Source organism: Leptospira wolffii serovar Khorat str. Khorat-H2, from assembly GCF_000306115.2.
GTDB classification, from domain to species: Bacteria; Spirochaetota; Leptospiria; order Leptospirales; family Leptospiraceae; genus Leptospira_B; species Leptospira_B wolffii.
In genome coordinates, this window is sequence record NZ_AKWX02000004.1 from 355,146 (window position 1) to 372,611 (window position 17,466).

At 46.3% G+C, this 17,466-nt stretch carries 15 protein-coding genes; 10 read left to right on the forward strand and 5 right to left on the reverse strand.

Translation table 11 applies throughout. From position 1 onward, the window contains the following. Positions 1 to 177 precede the first annotated feature (177 nt). From LEP1GSC061_RS01665 to LEP1GSC061_RS01675, 3 genes are all read left to right on the forward strand, one after another. Positions 178 to 942 (forward strand): arginyltransferase, encoded by a 765-nt coding sequence (locus LEP1GSC061_RS01665; protein WP_016543896.1) that lies wholly within the window; start codon positions 178 to 180, stop codon positions 940 to 942. A 76-nt stretch (positions 943 to 1,018) separates the two neighbouring features. After that, on the forward strand, positions 1,019 to 1,747 hold the full coding sequence (locus LEP1GSC061_RS01670; RefSeq protein ID WP_016543585.1) for an SDR family NAD(P)-dependent oxidoreductase: 729 nt from the start codon (positions 1,019 to 1,021) through the stop codon (positions 1,745 to 1,747). A gap of 13 nt (positions 1,748 to 1,760) precedes the next feature. Continuing rightward, the gene (locus tag LEP1GSC061_RS01675) at positions 1,761 to 3,251 is read left to right on the forward strand and encodes an FAD-binding oxidoreductase (RefSeq protein WP_016543663.1); all 1,491 of its coding nucleotides are present in this window, start codon (positions 1,761 to 1,763) and stop codon (positions 3,249 to 3,251) included. Positions 3,252 to 3,296: 45 nt separating this feature from the next. Here the strand turns inward: LEP1GSC061_RS01675 and LEP1GSC061_RS01680 are convergent, their stop codons facing one another. After that, the gene (locus LEP1GSC061_RS01680) at positions 3,297 to 4,826 is read right to left on the reverse strand and encodes an LA_3751/LA_3752 family putative glycosyltransferase (protein WP_016543358.1); all 1,530 of its coding nucleotides are present in this window, start codon (positions 4,824 to 4,826) and stop codon (positions 3,297 to 3,299) included. A gap of 380 nt (positions 4,827 to 5,206) precedes the next feature. Between LEP1GSC061_RS01680 and LEP1GSC061_RS01690 the strand changes: the two genes are divergently transcribed. Beyond that, a complete protein-coding gene (locus LEP1GSC061_RS01690) occupies positions 5,207 to 6,499 on the forward strand; it encodes an EAL domain-containing protein (protein ID WP_040507581.1) in 1,293 nt (430 codons plus the stop codon). Positions 6,500 to 6,607: 108 nt separating this feature from the next. On the opposite strand, the gene LEP1GSC061_RS01695 is transcribed toward LEP1GSC061_RS01690, so the two are convergent. Then, complete coding sequence (locus LEP1GSC061_RS01695) at positions 6,608 to 6,928, reverse strand: hypothetical protein (RefSeq protein WP_040507583.1); 321 nt, start codon at positions 6,926 to 6,928, stop codon at positions 6,608 to 6,610. Positions 6,929 to 7,031: 103 nt separating this feature from the next. Next, complete coding sequence (locus LEP1GSC061_RS01700) at positions 7,032 to 8,198, reverse strand: DUF1577 domain-containing protein (RefSeq protein WP_016543411.1); 1,167 nt, start codon at positions 8,196 to 8,198, stop codon at positions 7,032 to 7,034. 88 nt (positions 8,199 to 8,286) lie between these two features. Here LEP1GSC061_RS01700 and guaB point away from each other — a divergent pair, with 88 nt between their 5' ends. From guaB to LEP1GSC061_RS01715, 3 genes are read left to right on the forward strand one after another with little or no spacing between them, the layout of a single operon-like run. Continuing rightward, entirely contained in the window at positions 8,287 to 9,813 is a 1,527-nt protein-coding gene (guaB, locus tag LEP1GSC061_RS01705; RefSeq protein WP_016543479.1) for an IMP dehydrogenase, read from the forward strand. Positions 9,814 to 9,847: 34 nt separating this feature from the next. After that, complete coding sequence (locus tag LEP1GSC061_RS01710) at positions 9,848 to 10,636, forward strand: outer membrane lipoprotein-sorting protein (protein ID WP_016543785.1); 789 nt, start codon at positions 9,848 to 9,850, stop codon at positions 10,634 to 10,636. Between the two features lies 1 nt (position 10,637). Next, the gene (locus LEP1GSC061_RS01715; protein WP_016544157.1) at positions 10,638 to 11,336 is read left to right on the forward strand and encodes a 16S rRNA (uracil(1498)-N(3))-methyltransferase; all 699 of its coding nucleotides are present in this window, start codon (positions 10,638 to 10,640) and stop codon (positions 11,334 to 11,336) included. Positions 11,337 to 11,343: 7 nt separating this feature from the next. On the opposite strand, the gene LEP1GSC061_RS01720 is transcribed toward LEP1GSC061_RS01715, so the two are convergent. Further along, positions 11,344 to 11,682 carry a hypothetical protein gene (locus LEP1GSC061_RS01720; RefSeq protein ID WP_040507916.1) on the reverse strand — a complete coding sequence of 113 codons (339 nt, stop codon included), beginning with the start codon at positions 11,680 to 11,682 and terminating at the stop codon, positions 11,344 to 11,346. 103 nt (positions 11,683 to 11,785) lie between these two features. Here LEP1GSC061_RS01720 and thiS point away from each other — a divergent pair, with 103 nt between their 5' ends. The 3 genes from thiS (at position 11,786) to LEP1GSC061_RS01735 (ending at position 13,595) form a co-directional block, all read left to right on the forward strand. Next, positions 11,786 to 11,986, forward strand: coding sequence for a sulfur carrier protein ThiS (gene thiS / locus LEP1GSC061_RS01725; RefSeq protein ID WP_016543536.1), 201 nt, complete (start codon positions 11,786 to 11,788; stop codon positions 11,984 to 11,986). Between the two features lie 2 nt (positions 11,987 to 11,988). Then, entirely contained in the window at positions 11,989 to 12,687 is a 699-nt protein-coding gene (locus tag LEP1GSC061_RS01730; protein WP_016543922.1) for a thiamine phosphate synthase, read from the forward strand. A 77-nt stretch (positions 12,688 to 12,764) separates the two neighbouring features. Further along, complete coding sequence (locus LEP1GSC061_RS01735; protein ID WP_040507918.1) at positions 12,765 to 13,595, forward strand: WecB/TagA/CpsF family glycosyltransferase; 831 nt, start codon at positions 12,765 to 12,767, stop codon at positions 13,593 to 13,595. A 115-nt stretch (positions 13,596 to 13,710) separates the two neighbouring features. On the opposite strand, the gene LEP1GSC061_RS01740 is transcribed toward LEP1GSC061_RS01735, so the two are convergent. Next, a complete protein-coding gene (locus tag LEP1GSC061_RS01740; RefSeq protein WP_016543846.1) occupies positions 13,711 to 17,421 on the reverse strand; it encodes a tetratricopeptide repeat protein in 3,711 nt (1,236 codons plus the stop codon). Between the last annotated feature and the right edge of the window lie 45 nt (positions 17,422 to 17,466).

Consider the following 17,466-nt stretch of genomic DNA (forward strand, 5'->3'; position numbering starts at 1 on the left):
TAAGTCCTATCCCTCGGAGCAAGTACCTTGGCAATGGAAAAATTGGGAAAATATAAAAGGAGGCAAGCGATTCGATTTTCACTTTCGATTAAGGTTGCTCCTTTGTATCTTTTATCCGAAGTTGATTTACGGTTCCATGAGAAGAAGGGACCGTATGCGTAAGTAGGAAGGAATCGTATGGACTATGACGAATTTATGCGTTCCTTGCCCTTGTCCCCCGAATCCGGATGCTCTTATTATCCGGAGAGAATGTCCCGGATCCGCGGCTTCTCCCTTACCCAGGCCCCGACTCCTATCGTATTGGATCGACTTTTGGATTTCGGTTTTCGTAGAGCAGGAAATTTTTTCTATAGAACGGTTTGCCAAGCTTGTTCCGACTGCTTGAGCTACAGAATCCGGTTGTCGAAGTTCGAGATCCATGCAAAGGATCGGAGACTCTTAAAAAAGAATAGGGACTTGAGAATCGAATTCGGCGCCCCTAAGATCGATTCCGAAAAAGAAGAATTGTATCTACGTTACCAAAGATCCAGACATACCGGAAGTTATGGCAACTCTTCCGAGGAAATTTTGGAAACCATGCGTTTCCAAATGTACGAGGGTGCCGATTCTTCCGGTGAGATCCGAATTCTGGATTCGGAAAAATTGATCGGTTGGATTCTTTTGGATTTGGGAGAAGAAAACGTATCAGCGGTCTATTCGGTTTTCGATCCGGAACGAAAGGAAAGAGGACTTGGAAATTTCTTGGTATTAGGTTCCATTCTTTGGGCCAAAGAGAACGGATTTAAAAATTATCATTTGGGTCTGTATTTACCCGGTCATCCTAAGATGGATTACAAAGCGAAGTGGAAACCCGCGGAAATTCTAGATAAGTCTTCCGGTCTATGGTTGGATTCCGAGGAGTTTCTAGAGGATTTTCGTCCGGGGACCCATTCTCCGACTTGATTCTTGGCAACAAGAGACAAGGGAAAGCCGCCAAATCAGACTTGTCATACCGGATCCCCGTCCCAAAAAGGTAGGTATGGCTAAAAAGATCATCGTCGTAGGCGCTTCTAGCGGTATCGGAAAGGAAATCGCGACTCAATTACTGGAAGAGGGGCACCAAGTGGCGGCCTTCGCACGTAGAGAAAAGGAACTGAAGAAACTCGGTTCTTCCAAATCCAAACAGAATCTATTCATCAAACATGACGTAACGGAATATTCCAAAGTTCCGGGAGAATTTGCAAAAGCAGTCAAGGCGCTCGGCGGACTAGACGAGATCTACTATGCCTCCGGAGTGATGCATAGAGTCGGACCGGAAGAGTTCTCGGTTCCTAAAGACATAGAGATGCTGGAAGTCAATCTCCTAGGTTGCGTGGCCTGGTTGGATTGTGCGGCGACTTATTTCCAGGAAAAGAAAGCAGGAAAGATTATAGGCATTTCTTCCATAGCAGGAGACAGAGGGAGAAGGGGAAACCCCGTATATAACGCCTCTAAGGCGGGGGTCTCCACTTACCTAGAGGCTCTTAGAAATAGACTCGCGATTCAAGGAATCCAAGTGGTCACCGTAAAACCGGGAATGATCCAGACTCCAATGACGGACGGTCTCCAAGGACTCATGTGGCTTATCACCGCAAAAGAGGCTGCCCAAGTCATTCTATCCAAAGTGAACGCGGGTAAGGAAGAATTCTATGTTCCCGCTCGTTGGGCGCTGGTTTCCTTCATTATTCGAATGATTCCTTCCTTTATTTTCAGAAGACTTTCCATCTAACGGAGGTTATCCAATGGCGACCGCTTCTAAAAAGAAATCATCCAAAACGACCGCTCCTAAGAAAAAGGCGGTATCTAAGATCTCCGCTTCCGATTTTGAAACTAGGCTTTCTTCTCCCCAAAAGGTGGAAGCCTGGGGGATGAATCATTATTCTAATAGCAGGGTCTTTTTACCAGAATCCGTTCAGGATTTCAAGGATCTATTCCAATATGCGAACGCGACTGGAACCAAGGTCACCTTTAGAGGTGGCGGTTGCAGTTACGGAGATGCAGCTACCAACGAAAAAGGAGTCGTAGTAGATATCCGAAATTTCAATAAGATTCTTTCCTTCGATTCCAAGACGGGAATTCTTACCGCGGAATCAGGAGTTACCATCAAGCAATTATGGGAATTCGGAATCGAAAAGGGATACTGGCCTCCCGTAGTCAGCGGGACTATGTTTCCCACGTTAGGCGGAGCGCTTTCCATGAATATTCACGGAAAGAATAATTTCGCGGTGGGCCCGATCGGAGATCATGTACAAGAATTCACTTTCCTGACCACGGATGGAAAAGAGATCGCATGTAGTCCTAAAAAGAACGCCGATGTCTTTTATTCTGCCATCTCCGGTTTCGGAATGCTCGGGGCCTTTTTAACCGTCACCATCAAGATGAAGAAAATCTATGCCGGAAAAATGAAAGTTTGGCCGGTGAACACTTCCAACTTGCAAGAGATGTACGATTATTTCGAGAGGGAATACAAGAACTCCGACTATCTAGTCGGATGGGTGGACGGTTTCGGTTCCGGCAAAGGCCTAGGAAGAGGACAAATTCATAAGGCTGTGAACTTGAAAGCGGGAGAGGATCCCGGTTATCCGGAAAATTGCAAATTGGAAAATCAAATTCTTCCTAGCACATTTCTGGGATTGATTCCCAAATCCTGGATGTGGATCTTCATGTATCCTTTCAGCAATAATTTGGGAATGCGTTTTGTGAACTTCGGAAAATGGATCTCCGGATTCTTATCTAGCAAACCTTATCTACAAGGACACGCCGAATACGCCTTCCTTTTGGATTACGTTCCGAATTGGAAATTCATGTACAAACCCGGTGCTATGATCCAATACCAAAGTTTTATTCCTAAGGAGAATGCGGTGAAAGGCTTCGAAGAGATTCTTAGCCTTTGCCAAAAACGCGGAATCGTTACCTGGCTTGCGGTCTTCAAGAAACATAGACCGGATAAATTCCTACTCACTCACGCTTTGGACGGTTACTCCATGGCCATGGATTTCCCGGTCACCAAGGGAAATAAGGAAAAACTCTGGGCTATGGCTAGGGAGATGGACGAGATCGTAGTAAAGAACGGAGGTAGATTCTATTTCGCAAAAGATAGCACTCTCCGTCCGGAAATACTGAAACGTTATCTTCCTAAGGCGAGTCTGGATAAATTCAGAGCCTTGAAGAAAAAACTGGATCCCAAAAATCTGATCGAATCCGATCTCTACAGAAGAGTTTGGGCTAAATAAAATTTTTTGCAATCTCTCCCGAGGAAAACTCGGGAGATTCGGTTTTTATCGGATTCTTTCGAATTCCAGAGTCTCCATATTGATGGATTGGCTCTGGAGAAAATTACGATTCACGAATTTAAATTTTTCGGAATGAGGAACTAAGACTTCCTTAGGGTATCTATCCTTAAAACCTACCACGGTGATGCGGCCGATTCTTCCCTTTTCCAGAGTCTCCAGAAGGGAATCGAAATCCTTCTCTTCGTACAATTCATAAACGTCTCTTTGCTTATCGAAGGAATCCGGAGGAAGAAATACGGAATCTTTCCTATAAACCACGGTCTTCTCGCAGAACGCGCTTAAGGCGACCTGTTCTCCTATCACGGAGCGGGTGAATTTACGATAGAGAAGGTCGAATCTCAAAGCGCCGAATACGGAATAGGCGAGAGCTAAGAGAAGAATCGCCCTTAGCCATTTGGGATCCGAATCCCAATGCTTTTCCAAGATATGAAATCCGAATAATAGGGACAATGGAAGGATGGTCATTAGGAATCTAGGACCGAACATGACTCCCTGCCAAAACCGGGAAGAGGTAAGTAGGGCCGAAATCAGTATGAATAGTACGCAAGAGAATAAGATTCGAGTTACGGAAGAAGGTTCTTTTTTCCAACGAAACAGAACCAATAGAAAAGGATAGGCTCCGAAGAGTCCGTAGGAACCTTTTCCATAGACCAAGAGTTCGCCCAAATACCGGAATTGTTGGGCAAGATCGAAATTTTCGGTTCCTGATGCCTGCAGGTATCCTCTGGATCCGAGAGGATGTCCTACTACGACTCCGTTCAATACCATTTGTCCTAGGAGAAGCAAGCCGAAGCTAAAGGAGAATGTAGTGAGTTTGGGTCTTTTTAGGAATTCGGGAACCTGGAAGATCGCGATGGAGCCTGCTAAAAGAATGACTTCCTGGCGAAACAAAGAAGCGAATCCGAAGGAGATGCCCGCCATAACGAGACTGGAAATTTCCGAATCCTCTTCTCGGAGGAGAAAATACGCCCCTAAAGTGACTCCGAAAATTGAGAGAATGGTTTCCGAAAGATCCGTGGAGAATAAACTGAATGCGGAACCGAGTAAAAGAAAAGCGAGAAACCCCGCTCTTGTCCGTTCCTTGAATCCCAAACGAACGGAGAGTAGAAAGGATACGTAAAGAGTTCCCAATCCGAATAAGAAGGAAAGTAGGAAGCTACCGAATCTTCCGAAAAAAAGTGCGAAGGGAAGTTGGATCGAACTGTAGTAAAAGGGGAAGACGTAATAGCATTTTCCTTGGAAAATATGAGCCATCGTGGCCCCTCTCTTCATATCCAACGGAAGGAAGAGGAAATTAGGATCGATTTCCGATCCCGCGTACGAGCAGGAAAAGTCGGGAAATCCCTTACGGATTAAATCCGCGATTTGCTGCTGTTTGATGGCACCGTCTCCGACTCGAATTCCGGTCTGGTATTGCCAACTCAGGAAAATTCCTAAAAAAACGCCTCCTAAGAGAACGAAGCCCCAGGACTTGTTCGAAAGAGCCGAGACTCTACGTAGGAAAGCGAAAAACATGATAGTTAGAAACTTTCCAAAACGATAGGGGTCAATCAGTTTTCGTTTGTCCCATCGTCTAGGCGAGTTCCGGATTCGGAAATTTTGTAGAATGATATCGCTCTCATTTCGTGGACATATCCTAGGCAAGAAAGTCTTATATTTTCCTCATAGCTAGTTGTATTTGTTAATCGAATTGAAACTATTCCGGTTTCACCCTCAAATTCCTAAAAGAATCGGATTCCGCTTTTTCTTTCCTAGAGGGAGGAAGAAGAGTCGCCGAGGCATCGACTCTTTAAGTATACGTAATCATTTTTACCTAATGGGTTTTCGGAAGGATTCGACGCCCTGGATTAAATTTTCTTGATCCTTGAAATAGGCGTTTCATTTTGTTGTTAAGAATGAGCGAAGGTAGAGTTGCTTGGAACGCCGTTAAATGGAGAGAATGGTTCTCCGAAGGAGAGCTTGTTCCTCACTTCCAGCCCATTCTATCAGTCGAAAAGGATTCCATATTCGGCTACGAAGCCCTGGCCCGTTTCGTGGACAAGAGAGGGACGATCCATAGCCTAGGCCCTTTCTTTCTTGCGGATATCCCTCATTCTTTAAGCAAAGAGGAAAGGGAAGATTTCAAAATTCTTAAATTAGAAATCGATCGCCTAATCCGTCGTAAGGCGCTGGAAAAGATCCGCAAGGATTCCCGACTCGATCCGGACGCCAAACTCTTTCTAAATATCTCTCCCGCGTTCATGCAGGAATACCTGGATTCCAAAACCGAGGAGGATCCTTTTACCCTTCGTGCGGCCAAAGAATTGGGTTTGGACCCGAAGAAAATCGTGGTAGAGATAGTAGAGGAACATTTTTCCGGGGAGATCGAGCAGCTTAAACCGTTGATCAATCTGTACAAACGTTCCGGATTCTTGGTCGCCATAGACGATCTGGGATCCAAATCCTCCAATCTGGATCGCATCGGGGCATTACATCCCGATATCATCAAGGTGGATCTAGGATTGATCCGCAGTTCGGTGGCATCCAGGAATTTTCAGGAAATATTATATACTCTTTCTAGACTCGCGGAAAGCCTAGGATGTGCGCTTTTGTTCGAAGGAATCGAAACGGAAACGGAATTATACAACGCTCTGACTTACGGCGCCAGGTATTTGCAGGGATTCTATTTTGCCGAACCCGCACCCGAACCGGTGGATATCTCCGGCTTAAGTATACGATTCTCCCAATTACACGAGTTATTCTTCAATTATAAGAAATACCAATTACTCCGAAGGATCAAAAAGGAAAGAGAATTGGAGGATAGATTGGATTCTTCCGGGATCGAAGTTCTTTCCGGGGCCGACGATACGGATAGGATAAGGATCCGTATCCGAAATCCTTATCTTCTGGAAAAATCTGTCTTTAGGATGTACGTAACCGACACGGAAGGAAGACAATTGTCTCCCAATTATTCCAGTATTTCCGATGCGGGTATGTTGGAGGACGACGCTTTTGTGGGAAGAAATTGGAGCTGGAGACCTTATTTTCTGGAGCAATTCTATAAGAACGCCAAAAATCCCTCCCAGACCTGGATCGCAAGCAATCCTTACTACGATTTAGAAAGTAATTTGTTGCTTGTGACTTATTCTAAACGATTCTCCGAAGATAATGTACTTTTCGTAGACGTTCGGATGTGGGATTTCCCGTAATAGCTAATCCTTTCATGGTCTGAAAAATCGCTCTCACAAGAGCGCCCTAATCCGTTTCCGTATTTAACCTTGGTCCGCTAAGCGGAGAAGGAAATGCAGGCTATGTTCCTATTTCAGATTCGAAATAGTGGATATTATAAAAATCAATAAGGCCGTTCCGCCATAGATCCATCCGAAGGAAGGAGCTGTGGCGCCTAATGCCATTGCGTTGGCAATTGCTCCGTCAATGGAAAGTGTAACAGCTTCAAAAGGGATATTCATCGGCCGGGTGTCGCAGCCTCCATGGTTGGCACATTTAATTGCATTGATGAACACTGTCGCACAATCCGTAAGTAACGAGACAAGCAAAAAGATGAGAAACCTACCGATCTTGGAAGAAAGGAAGGAGTGAAAAAACTTTCGTTTGGAATTGGGCTGGATGGGTGACATTTTATATTTCTCCGTTAGGATTCGGAATCTACCGCGTGCTTGTCAAATCAACGAATTCTGAAAGCTCCGTATTCCGATCTTGATTTGAAAAGTAGCCTTTGCCCTAATTCGGATTCACCTTGATTCCCGCATCCGCCAAGAGACGGTTTACGTTGTCTATATAACGTTTCTTCTCCCCCGGTCTCGCCGAGTTGCCCTCTAAGGAAACTCCTATATAAAGATTCCCGTCCGTGTCTTTGGCTACGGAGCGAACCACACCGTATGCAGTAAGAGGAGACTGCATTTTAAAGAAAATATCGAATGTAAATCCCACCCGTCTAGGAATCTCGTTATTCAGATCCGGATGATTGATCTTAACTCTTAGGCCTCCCGTAGAGAGGTCTATGACCGGAAATCTTTCCTTCACTAAAATTGTATTGGATTCTCGAATCCGATCCACCATCTCGAATGTCAGCGTCTTAATTTCCGTAACTTCTAGAAGATCGATTTCCCGATTACGGTTTTGAGCCTGAACGTATCCGATCGGAATCGCCTGTTCGTCGTGGTTGACGTAGATGATCGGAACGATTAACTCGGAGCGAATCTTTTGGTTCGCGTATTCGATGATTTTCTTACGGACGTCGTCCTCGTCTCCTAGTTCGTGTTCGTAGTCTATGAAACCGCTCGGATCGATGCTTTTATAACTATCCGGTTTTTGGGTATTCGGAATGAACAGAATCTTTCCCGTCTTCTTGACTAGATCGAACTTATCACCTATGGAATTGAACACGTCTATTTTAACGATATCGTACTTGGGTTTTAGAGTCCTTTCCGTATCCGCAAAATTTACCTTAACCGACGTGGGAATGTTGAACAAATTCGCATCTATCGTAGTCCTACTAGTGCGGAGATTTGTGATCCAAACGCTGCCATCCGGCGGCTTGATTCTTGGAAACTTTCTTTCTCTACTTGCGATCGAAACATTTTCAACCAGCATTACATACTGATTATTGGGCTTTTCTTCGAGAATCTCGCATTCCAATTCCACATATCTAGCCAAGAGCTTGTATAGAACTACATGAGAATTGAGTTTGAATTGTTCGGCCATTCGACCTTGGACTAGGATCTTTGTGGCATCCTTACTTACGGAGAGTAGTTGGACGGAATCGTGGGCTTCCGTATCCCTTACGAGTAGATCGGTTTTGAGTAGAAATTTTCCGATGATATGGAGCTTTTTCTCCGGTTCGGTAATGAATTCTTTGTCTCTTTGTTTCCTCTGGACCTTTTCCATTAAATTCCTAAGCGAATCGGATTGGGGCGGAAAATTCTCTTGATTCCAGCCTTTAGCTTCGTTTTGATGTAATAGGTAAGGTACATTAATGTCAAACCAATCTTACCGCAACTCCCAATTTTTAGACGGCCTCTCAGGCGAAGATCTTTTCAATATGCAAATCGGGCTGACTTACCGGGACTTTCTGGTCCTGCCCGGTTTTATCGACTTTCATCCTTCCGAAGTGGAATTGGATACTCGTTTCACTAAAAACATCAGACTCAAAAGACCCTTCGTGAGTTCTCCCATGGATACGGTGACCGAGTCTGCGATGGCCATCGCTCAGGCCCTTATGGGAGGGATCGGGATCATCCATTATAATAACACGATCGACGAACAGGTCTCCGAGGTGAGCAAGGTAAAAAGATTCGAGAACGGATTCATTTCGGATCCTGTGGTACTCGGACCGAAAAACACGATCTCCGATCTGGATCGAATCAAGGAAACCCAAGGTTTTACCGGAATTCCTATCACGCAGGACGGAACCCGCAATTCTAAACTAATCGGTATCGTTACCAATCGGGATATAGATTTCGAACGAGATAGATCCGTTCCTCTGGAAAAAGTCATGACGACCGACGTCATTACGGGTAAGGCGGGGATCACCTTGAAAGAGGCGAATGACGTTATCAAGAAAGAGAAAATCGGAAAACTTCCGATCATAGACAAGGACGGAAAACTCGTATCTTTGGTAAGCCGCTCCGATCTTAAAAAGAATAAGGACTTCCCCGATTCTTCCAAGGACGAGCACAAGAGGCTCCGGGTAGGCGCTGCGGTTTCCACTTTGATCGAATCCAGAGACAGGGTTGCCGCTCTTTACGAAGCGGGAGTCGACGTGATCATCATCGATTCCGCGCAGGGAAATTCGATTTACCAGATAGAAATGCTGAAATTCATCAAGGCCAATTTCAAAGGCCTGGAAGTGGTCGGCGGTAACGTGGTAACCAGAGCCCAGGCGGAGAATCTGATCCAGGCGGGTGCAGACGGACTTCGAATCGGTATGGGACCGGGGTCCATTTGTATTACCCAGGACACCATGGCCGTGGGTCGAGCCCAGGCTACCGCGGTCTACCAAACTGCGGCTCATGCGGCAAAATACGATGTGCCGGTGATCGCCGACGGCGGGATTTCCAATATCGGAGATATCGCAAACGCTCTGGCGATCGGAGCCTCCGCGTGTATGATGGGATTTATGTTTGCCGGAACTTCCGAGGCCCCCGGGGAGTATTTTTATGAGAATGGAATTCGTCTCAAGAAGTATAGGGGAATGGCGAGCATCGAGGCCATGAAGGCCGGCGGTGATAAACGTTATTTTAACGAAGGACAAAAAGTAAAAGTGGCCCAAGGAGTGAGCGGATCCGTCGTAGACAGAGGATCCATTCTGAACTTCATTCCTTATCTAAGCCAAGGCTTAAGACTTTCTTTCCAGGACATGGGTTTCCGTACCGTTCAGGAACTACATGCGGGATTGAGAGAAGGAAAACTTAGGTTCGAGAGGAGAAGTGAATCCGCTCAAGCCCAAGGTTCCGTACATAGCCTTTACTCTTACAGCGCGCCGACCCTAAGAGCGGAGTAAAATAGGTAGGTCCTAGATTCTGGGAAAGAGCGTTTTGGGAAATTTACGATCGATTTTAGTCATCTTATTATTTCCGGCGCTCCTCTCCGGCGGGGTCACGCATGCCCAGGCTCCGGAAAAGGCGAGAGTTGCCCAGGAATTGGTGGCTAGACTCGACCAATCCTTACTGAAAGCCGACGGTCTCGTAAAAGCGAATCTCATTCTTATCAAAAGAACGGGAGATTCCTGGACCTGGGATATGAGCGTTTTCCGTAAGGGAGAAGATTCCCTTTCCCTTTTTGAAAGCAAGGGAAGGGGATTGGAATATAAGATTCTATTCAAAGAAGACGGAGAATTGATCTACGCATTCAATGCTCTTTCCAGAAAAATATTCCGTAAGAACGACGAAGAAAAATACGAGAATCATCTGAATACCGGATTCAGCTTCGTGGATCTGGCGGGCACTTCCTACCAAGCCAATTATAATCCTATCGTGCAGAGCGATTTGGATGTGGGTGGAAAGAAGATGAAGAGAGTGGCCCTACGTCCCATCGTTCCTTATTTTTATTCCAAGCTGATTCTTCTTTTGGAATCGGATACTCTTCGTCCGGTGCGCTTGGACTTTCATGATAAAGACGGGGTTCTTTACAAGACCATGAACATAAAATACGGTCCCGTCAAAGTGAAGGCAAAGCAAAAGGTGGGCAAAGAGGATATGGCGAGCCGATTGGAAATGTTGGATCTGAATACCGGTGCCATTAGTGTTTTGGAATATACCGAAGTGGATCGGGACGTAAAACCGGATCCTTCCCTTTTCGAATTGGATAATTTAAATCGTCTCTAAGATGTCCGACGAAGAAATCGTTTTTTTCCGCGAGGACGCTTCCTATTCTCCGAACCTGAAGTTGGAAGGAGAAGAAATTTCCCATCTAAAGGCTTTGCGTTCCTTCGGCGAGGACAAGATAGTCGTGATCAAGGACGGGAGAGCGAATTCTTTCTATTATAAAGTTCCCGCTTCCTCTAAAAACGGAGAATTGATTCGCACGGAGAAGAAGGAGAGGCCTTCTAACGAAGCGAAACTTGCCACCGCGATACCCAAAGGAAATCGTTTGGAATGGCTGATCCAAAAAGGGACCGAACTCGGAATTACCAAATTCACTTTTTTAGTCTTCGCTCATTCCGACAGAAAGGATCTGAATCCGGAGAGACTCTGGAAAGTGGCCGCCGAGGCATGCGCCCAATCCAAGCAGGATTTCGTTCCTGAGATAGAAGGGCCTTTCCGCTTGGAGGAGTTCCTACAGAAGGTGAAGGCCTCTCCTGAGAAGCTGATTCTTTTGGATCCTAGGGCGAATGAGAGTTTGGGGGCGGATACGATTTTCGGAAAGACGGTGATCGTGGGCCCGGAGGGAGGATTTCGAAGCGAGGAAATCGCCGAAATAGAAGCCGCTTCCGAAGGAAGATTTCGAATCGGAGAATCGATTTTGCGCATAGAAACGGCCTGTTTGTATGCTGCTTCCTTATTTCGTTTGGGATCGATTCGTTAAGCGATTCTTATTGGCCGACGCCGGCAGCGCCCAGAATCAATACGCAATTATTGTAATAATCGCTGCAATTGCTTTTACAGGACTGCTGTAATTGAACGCATAGAGTGGTGACATTGCAGCTCGTATTGCATCCGGTTAGGCAACTATTTAAGGCCACTAAATTCGTGGTAGTAACCGCGGTGCCGTATTTATCTTCGCAACCGGCTTTGCAAGCAGGGTAACTTCCGCCGGTACAACCCGCCGCAAAGTTTGCGAGTGCGGTTCCCTTAACGTCCCGTTCATGTTGGCTACAGGCCGAAAGACCGAGCAAAAAAATGAGTGAAAAAACGCAAACGAAACGGGTCATAAGTAAATCGTTTTCGCCGGGGATGGAATGGTAAACTAAAAAACATTCGACGTTCACGAGCGAAAGATTGGAATCGAATCATTCTAGACCGGGGTGCATAGGAATGAAGGTAAACGGGAAAGAACTTTCGGTTGGGGAACTTTCTTCTCCAAGCGTTTCCGCATTATTACAAAGCCTGAAATTGAAACCGGAAACCGTGGCCATCCAAAGGAACGGTGAAATTCTAAAGAGAGGAATCTGGGAAGAAATTTCTCTTAAGGAAGAGGACCGGATCGAAATCCTAAAATTCGTAGGAGGCGGTTGATCTTGAATCCATCTGTCCGGAGGCCCAGAACCGGATTCTGGAAATCTTCTGGAATTTATCCCATTCTGGATTTGGAATACTGTTCCAAATACGGAAAGAATCCTTTGCAATTGGTGTCTCTTTGGAATCGTCATAAGGACGTAATTCCTTTTTACCAACTCCGAGCTAAGAAGGCCGAATTAAGAGAGGTCCGGGAAGTTTACGGATCCTTGATTCTCAATTTTCCGGATTTTCCTCTTATACTCAATGATTATTGGAAAGAAGCTTTGGATTGGGAAGCTTTCGGATTACATATAGGAAAGGAAGATTACCAAACCTTAACCGAATCCGAGAAAACCAGTCTGCATTCCAGTTCTCTATATCTCGGAACCTCCTGCCATACCTTAGAGGATCTCTCTCATCTGGTCCCGGGAGAATGGGATTACACCGGACTCGGTCCGATCTTTGTAACGGGATCCAAAGAAACCGAAGACGTTCCTACGGGAGAGTCCATTCTTTCCCGGGCTTTGGAGATTCTGCCGGACCTTCCCATCACTCCCATCGGAGGAATCGGTCCTAAGGAAATCAAAGGCATTGTAAACATTTCTCCCTTTCTGTTTGCAATGATCGCTTCCGCTTCGGAAGAGGAGGCGTTTTCGGAATGCGTGGAGGTACTACGCAAATTCCGAACCCGGACGGATAGAAATACGGACGGTTTCTAAATAGAAGGACCGATTCTAATTCCGGTTTCCCTTAAGTTTCAATTGACTCCTAAATTATGTCCAATAAGATGAACCGTATGAAACAACCCGGGGAAATACGCCATCTCTCCGCAAAGGACGATCGGGATTACCTTCTCGATTACCAGACCCTAAATGTGGAAAATTTGGAGAGAACTCCTATCCTAGGCGTGCCTTTCGACAACGCTAGCTTGGATGAGGCGGTTGCTAAGATTTATCATCTCATGGAGGAGAAGGATAAATTTCACCACGTTCTTCTTTTGGATCCGATCAAGACCATGGCCTTGCGTAAAGGTAAGAAGTTGCACCGGATCGCGCAAAAAGCCGGGCTCATTCTTGCAGAAGGGGCCGGATTGCAATGGGCAGCCAGAAAACTGGGTGGAGAACTAAAAGAAAGAATCCCCACCATCGCTCTTATGATGGACCTGGTCCGACTCTGCGAACTTAGAAATTATTCCATTTTTCTTTTAGGCGGCAAAGAGGAAATCGTAGAGAAAGTCTACTTCAATCTTTCCCGACATTTTCCAGGAGTGAGAATCGTTGGAAGACATGCCGGCTATTTGAATACCCAGAGAGAATTGTTAGTCAAGGAATCCATCCGTAAAACCAGTCCGAATATTATATTTCTTGCAATGGATTTTCCGGAGCAGGAAATCTGGGTCGAAAACAATACCGCATTTTTCGGTCACGCAGTGGTGATCGGCGTCGGCGGAGCCATGGATATTCTCTCCGGAAAAGTCAAAAAGGCGCCGAACTACTTCAAACTAAAGGGCTTAACTTGGTTTTGGAGAATTCTTGTTCGACCTTGGAGGCTTCTGCGACTAAGTAGAATGATCGGATTCTTCGTTTTGGTCTGGGTCAAATCCTGGTTCGTTAAAAAACCTAAATGACCCCTCGATACGCCCGCTTCGCGGGCTACTCGGGGCAGGCCCCATTGCAAAGTTAAGGCTCGTCAGAGGGGCTTGTCCCGAGTGAAACTCGCTAAGCGAATTTTGTATCGAGGGGCTATTTCCTAACCAAGTCTTTGATAGAATCCAAAGTAGGAGAAACCCAATCTTCCAATAAGGGCTCTCGTTTCAGAGCTTCTTTCTTAAAGAGAAGATCTTTGTTGGATAGGGAAATTTCACTCGCCTCGTTGATCTTTCTCGCGGTTTCTATCGCTTTCCAATAATGTTGTAAGGCCTGGGCCGTATAATTTTCGGACTGCTGCGCGTTTGCCTTTTTGGAAAGATTCTCATAGCAGGCCCCGATATTATTATAGGCGGCAGTTAGAGTTTGAAAAACTTCCTGGTGATAAGGATCGTCCGTTTTAGGCGATCCCATTTGGGAGAGTTTTTCTTCCATATCCTCTTTTACTCTCAGAAAATAACCTAAAGCGGTTTTCGTCTGGCCTGTATAGAAGAATGCGTTTCCTTTTCCCATGAGAAGAGTAGGGTTATCATACTCGTCCTTATCTTCAAATCCGGTCCAATCCACGAGAGCCTTATCGAAATCGGAGTCCATATACTCTACCCAGCCCTTGAAGAATTTCATCTCTCTTATCAGACTTGGAGGAAGTTCTCTTCTCCATTTACGGATCAGATCGAATTTCGCCTCTTCGGATTCCACAAGTGCGAATTCTTGGAGAGAATTACGGAGTTCGTTTCTACGATTTCGTTTTTCCTCTTCTTCTTTTAGCACAGAAAGACTCTTGCCGTCCGTTTCGGAACGGGAGCGGAAAGGATAGATCTTTCTTCCCGGAAATTCTTTCAAAGAATCCTTATCCGAAAGTCCTGCGGATAACAGATAACGTATTTTTCCCAGGGCGAAATGGATTCTGGCCGGGTTGCCTTCATATAGTGTCTCGTCCTCGTCCTTGGATCCGAACCAACGCTCGGAAGCATCGTAACGGTTTTGGGCTTCTTTTAGTAGATCTTTAGCCTCTTCGAAATTTCCGACACGGATGGAATGTTCTGCGAGTTCCAGAACGGCCAACCAATGTTTGGGATCCAGGGTCGCCGCCTTCTCGAAGAATCTTCTGGCCTGGATATTTTCCTTTTTGGTCAGATAATACTGGCCCCTTTGGTAATATCCTTCCGCATAATCCTTACCTTCGATTTCCACCCCTGTCCTTTCATCTTCCATGGATTTTCTGTAGATTGTATCCAAAAGGCGGAGCGCACTTTCCTCAATCTCGATTCCGGAAACCTGGTCCACTGGATTGATATTGTATTTGATACGCAATTCTTCCGGATCGATGGAGGCGTAGAAGGATGCGAGTTTGGCTTGGGTGTAGAAAGGGAGTTCCGACTCCATATCCAAATTATTTCTAAGAAGTCTATGGTGGTTCAATACGAACTGGGGATCTCCGCTTTCCTTCCACATTTCTATATAAGTGGAAACTAATCCTGATTGTCCCGGCAAGCTTTTCGGATTCGCTTCCACGATGCGATTATAGAAGGATGCCGCCTTTCCGAATTCTCTCCGGTTATAATAGATTTTCGCGATTCCGGAAGTGGATAACTCGTCGTAAGGGCTTTCTCCGTCCGTGAAGACCTTGCTATAATAATCCACGGCGAGCGCATCATTCTTATAGCGACCCTTTTTGCCTTCGGAAGGCTCCGCAAAATCCGGCATGATCTGGGAATGGAACCATCCAAGGTTACGATAAGTATCGTTGTGATGCTCTCTGTCTTTTAGGCGCATGACCAGGAAGGCCCCCGGTACCACCACTTTGCGCGGAGTCTTTTCCTGATCCAATAGAAGTTTAATTCCTTCTACGCCTTTATTGAGTGCGGAGTTATATTTTAACTTTTTATCGTTCCAGGATTCTCCCTGAGCTAAGCGAACGAGGGGAGCTTGTTCTCTTCTGTTCCAGGATTCGTTCGTACCGGCAAATCCCAGGTCAGGTTCTATTCTTCCGAATAATTTCTCGAAGGCTCTTTCATATTCTCCGGCCCTACTATACTCCACTCCGTAGAGATTCATGTATTTCAGATTGTAAGGATCTATATCCGAACCCTTGTCGTAGGAATCCTCTATGCTGATGAGCAGTTTATTTCTCTCTTCCTCCTTTAGGCTTCCCGCGAATCGTTTCGCTCCGAGCTCCCGGATTTGCTCTAATCCCGCCTCGTAATTCTGCGCGGCTTGTCTAGGAAGAATGATATGTTTGTATGTGAAATAACCGCCGAATACGAGGAGGACGGCCGCGGCCGCGGTAAGGAATGTTCTCTTAAGTTTTTTTCTTCTCTCTGCGAGCCCTTCTCTCGTGTAGATCGGATCGGAGGAGATAATGGGAACTCCGTCCGCAGAATAGGCACCGGTTCTGTCCGTTAAGGAAACGGTTACACCTATAGCGGAAGAAAGGAATTCTGCAACATCTTCCGGACTACTTTCCACTTTAATGAGTTCGAGTAGATCTCTTTGCGCCTTTTTGGAAAGGCGATCCTGAACGATGGATTCGATTACCGTCCTACGGAGAAGGGGAGGATAACGTAGTATTTCTTTTTGGATGATGGCTAATTCTTCGTCAGTAAGGGACTTGTCTATTTCGTCCTTGTCTTCTCCGCCTAGAGAACGCAAATCTTCTTCGAAGGAAGGCGTCCCCATATCCTCGGAATCCGCATCCGCATCCAAATCGGGAGAGAAACTCGTGAAGTCCGCCGACTCGGGAACGCTCTCGATTTCCATATCTCCGGCGGGTTCCGCGGAGAAGTCTGCGAACGGATCCGATTCGGGAATGGAAGTGGCTCCGGATAAATCGGAAAATGGATCGTCTCCTCCTCCAGCAACGGGTGCGAAGTCCGCAAAAGGATCGCTATCTCCATGGGTCGGTTCGGAAGAAAAATCTTCCAGACCGGTTCCACCGGAAGGCTCGGAATCGAATCCTAAGTCTCCAAAATCAGTATCGCCGGCTGTTGGGGAAGCTGCGAAGGGATCTCCTTCTTCCAATCCGAATTCGTCGCCGGGAGCATTTTCCATATCGCTCGCATCGAATCCTGCAAACGGATCTTCGGAAGAAGCCGCAGGTGTTTCACCGAAATCGTCCAAAGAATCGGAAGGGGAATCCGCGGCTCCGAAATCCGCAAAAGGATCGTCTCCTCCCGCTCCCGCATCTGCAAACGGGTCCGCACCGGAATCCGTAGGAGTTCCGAAATCTTCTAAAGGTGCATCTAGTCCCGGGGTTTGATCGAAACTTGCAAAAGGATCGTCTCCTCCCGCCCCCGTATCAGCAAATGGATCCGTGCCGGAATCCGCAGGGGCACCGAAATCTCCGAAGTCGTCTCCGGCAGGTTGTTCCGCGAAAGGATCTTCGGAAGCTTGTTCTTGGGGAGTCCCGAAATCTCCGAAATCGTCTGCGTCTGGGGTGGAATCGAAATCACCGAAGGGATCTTCTCCAGCATCCGTTTCCGGCTCGCTTTGCTGAGCGGAGGGTTCCGTAGTAAGTAATTCGTCTAAATCGATATCGTCATCATCTGAGAAGGACAATGGTTTCGGTTTTTCTAATGGAGCCGCTTCTTCTTCGTCCCCTAGATCGAAACTATCCTCCGAATCGGAAGACTCCTCGTCTTCGTCCCCTATGGAAATGGGTACGGAATACCCCATCTTGTCTCGAAATGAGGAAAGCATCGGATTTAAGTCTTCCGAAGATTCCGGGTTCTTACTGAGGGGTTCCAGAATAGAACGGATTTGCTCTAGTTCTTGGTCCGAGTAATTAGAAGAAGAAGGCTCTGCCATAAAGGTCCTTCCAATAGTATCGGCCGGACCCGGAAAGATCAAAGA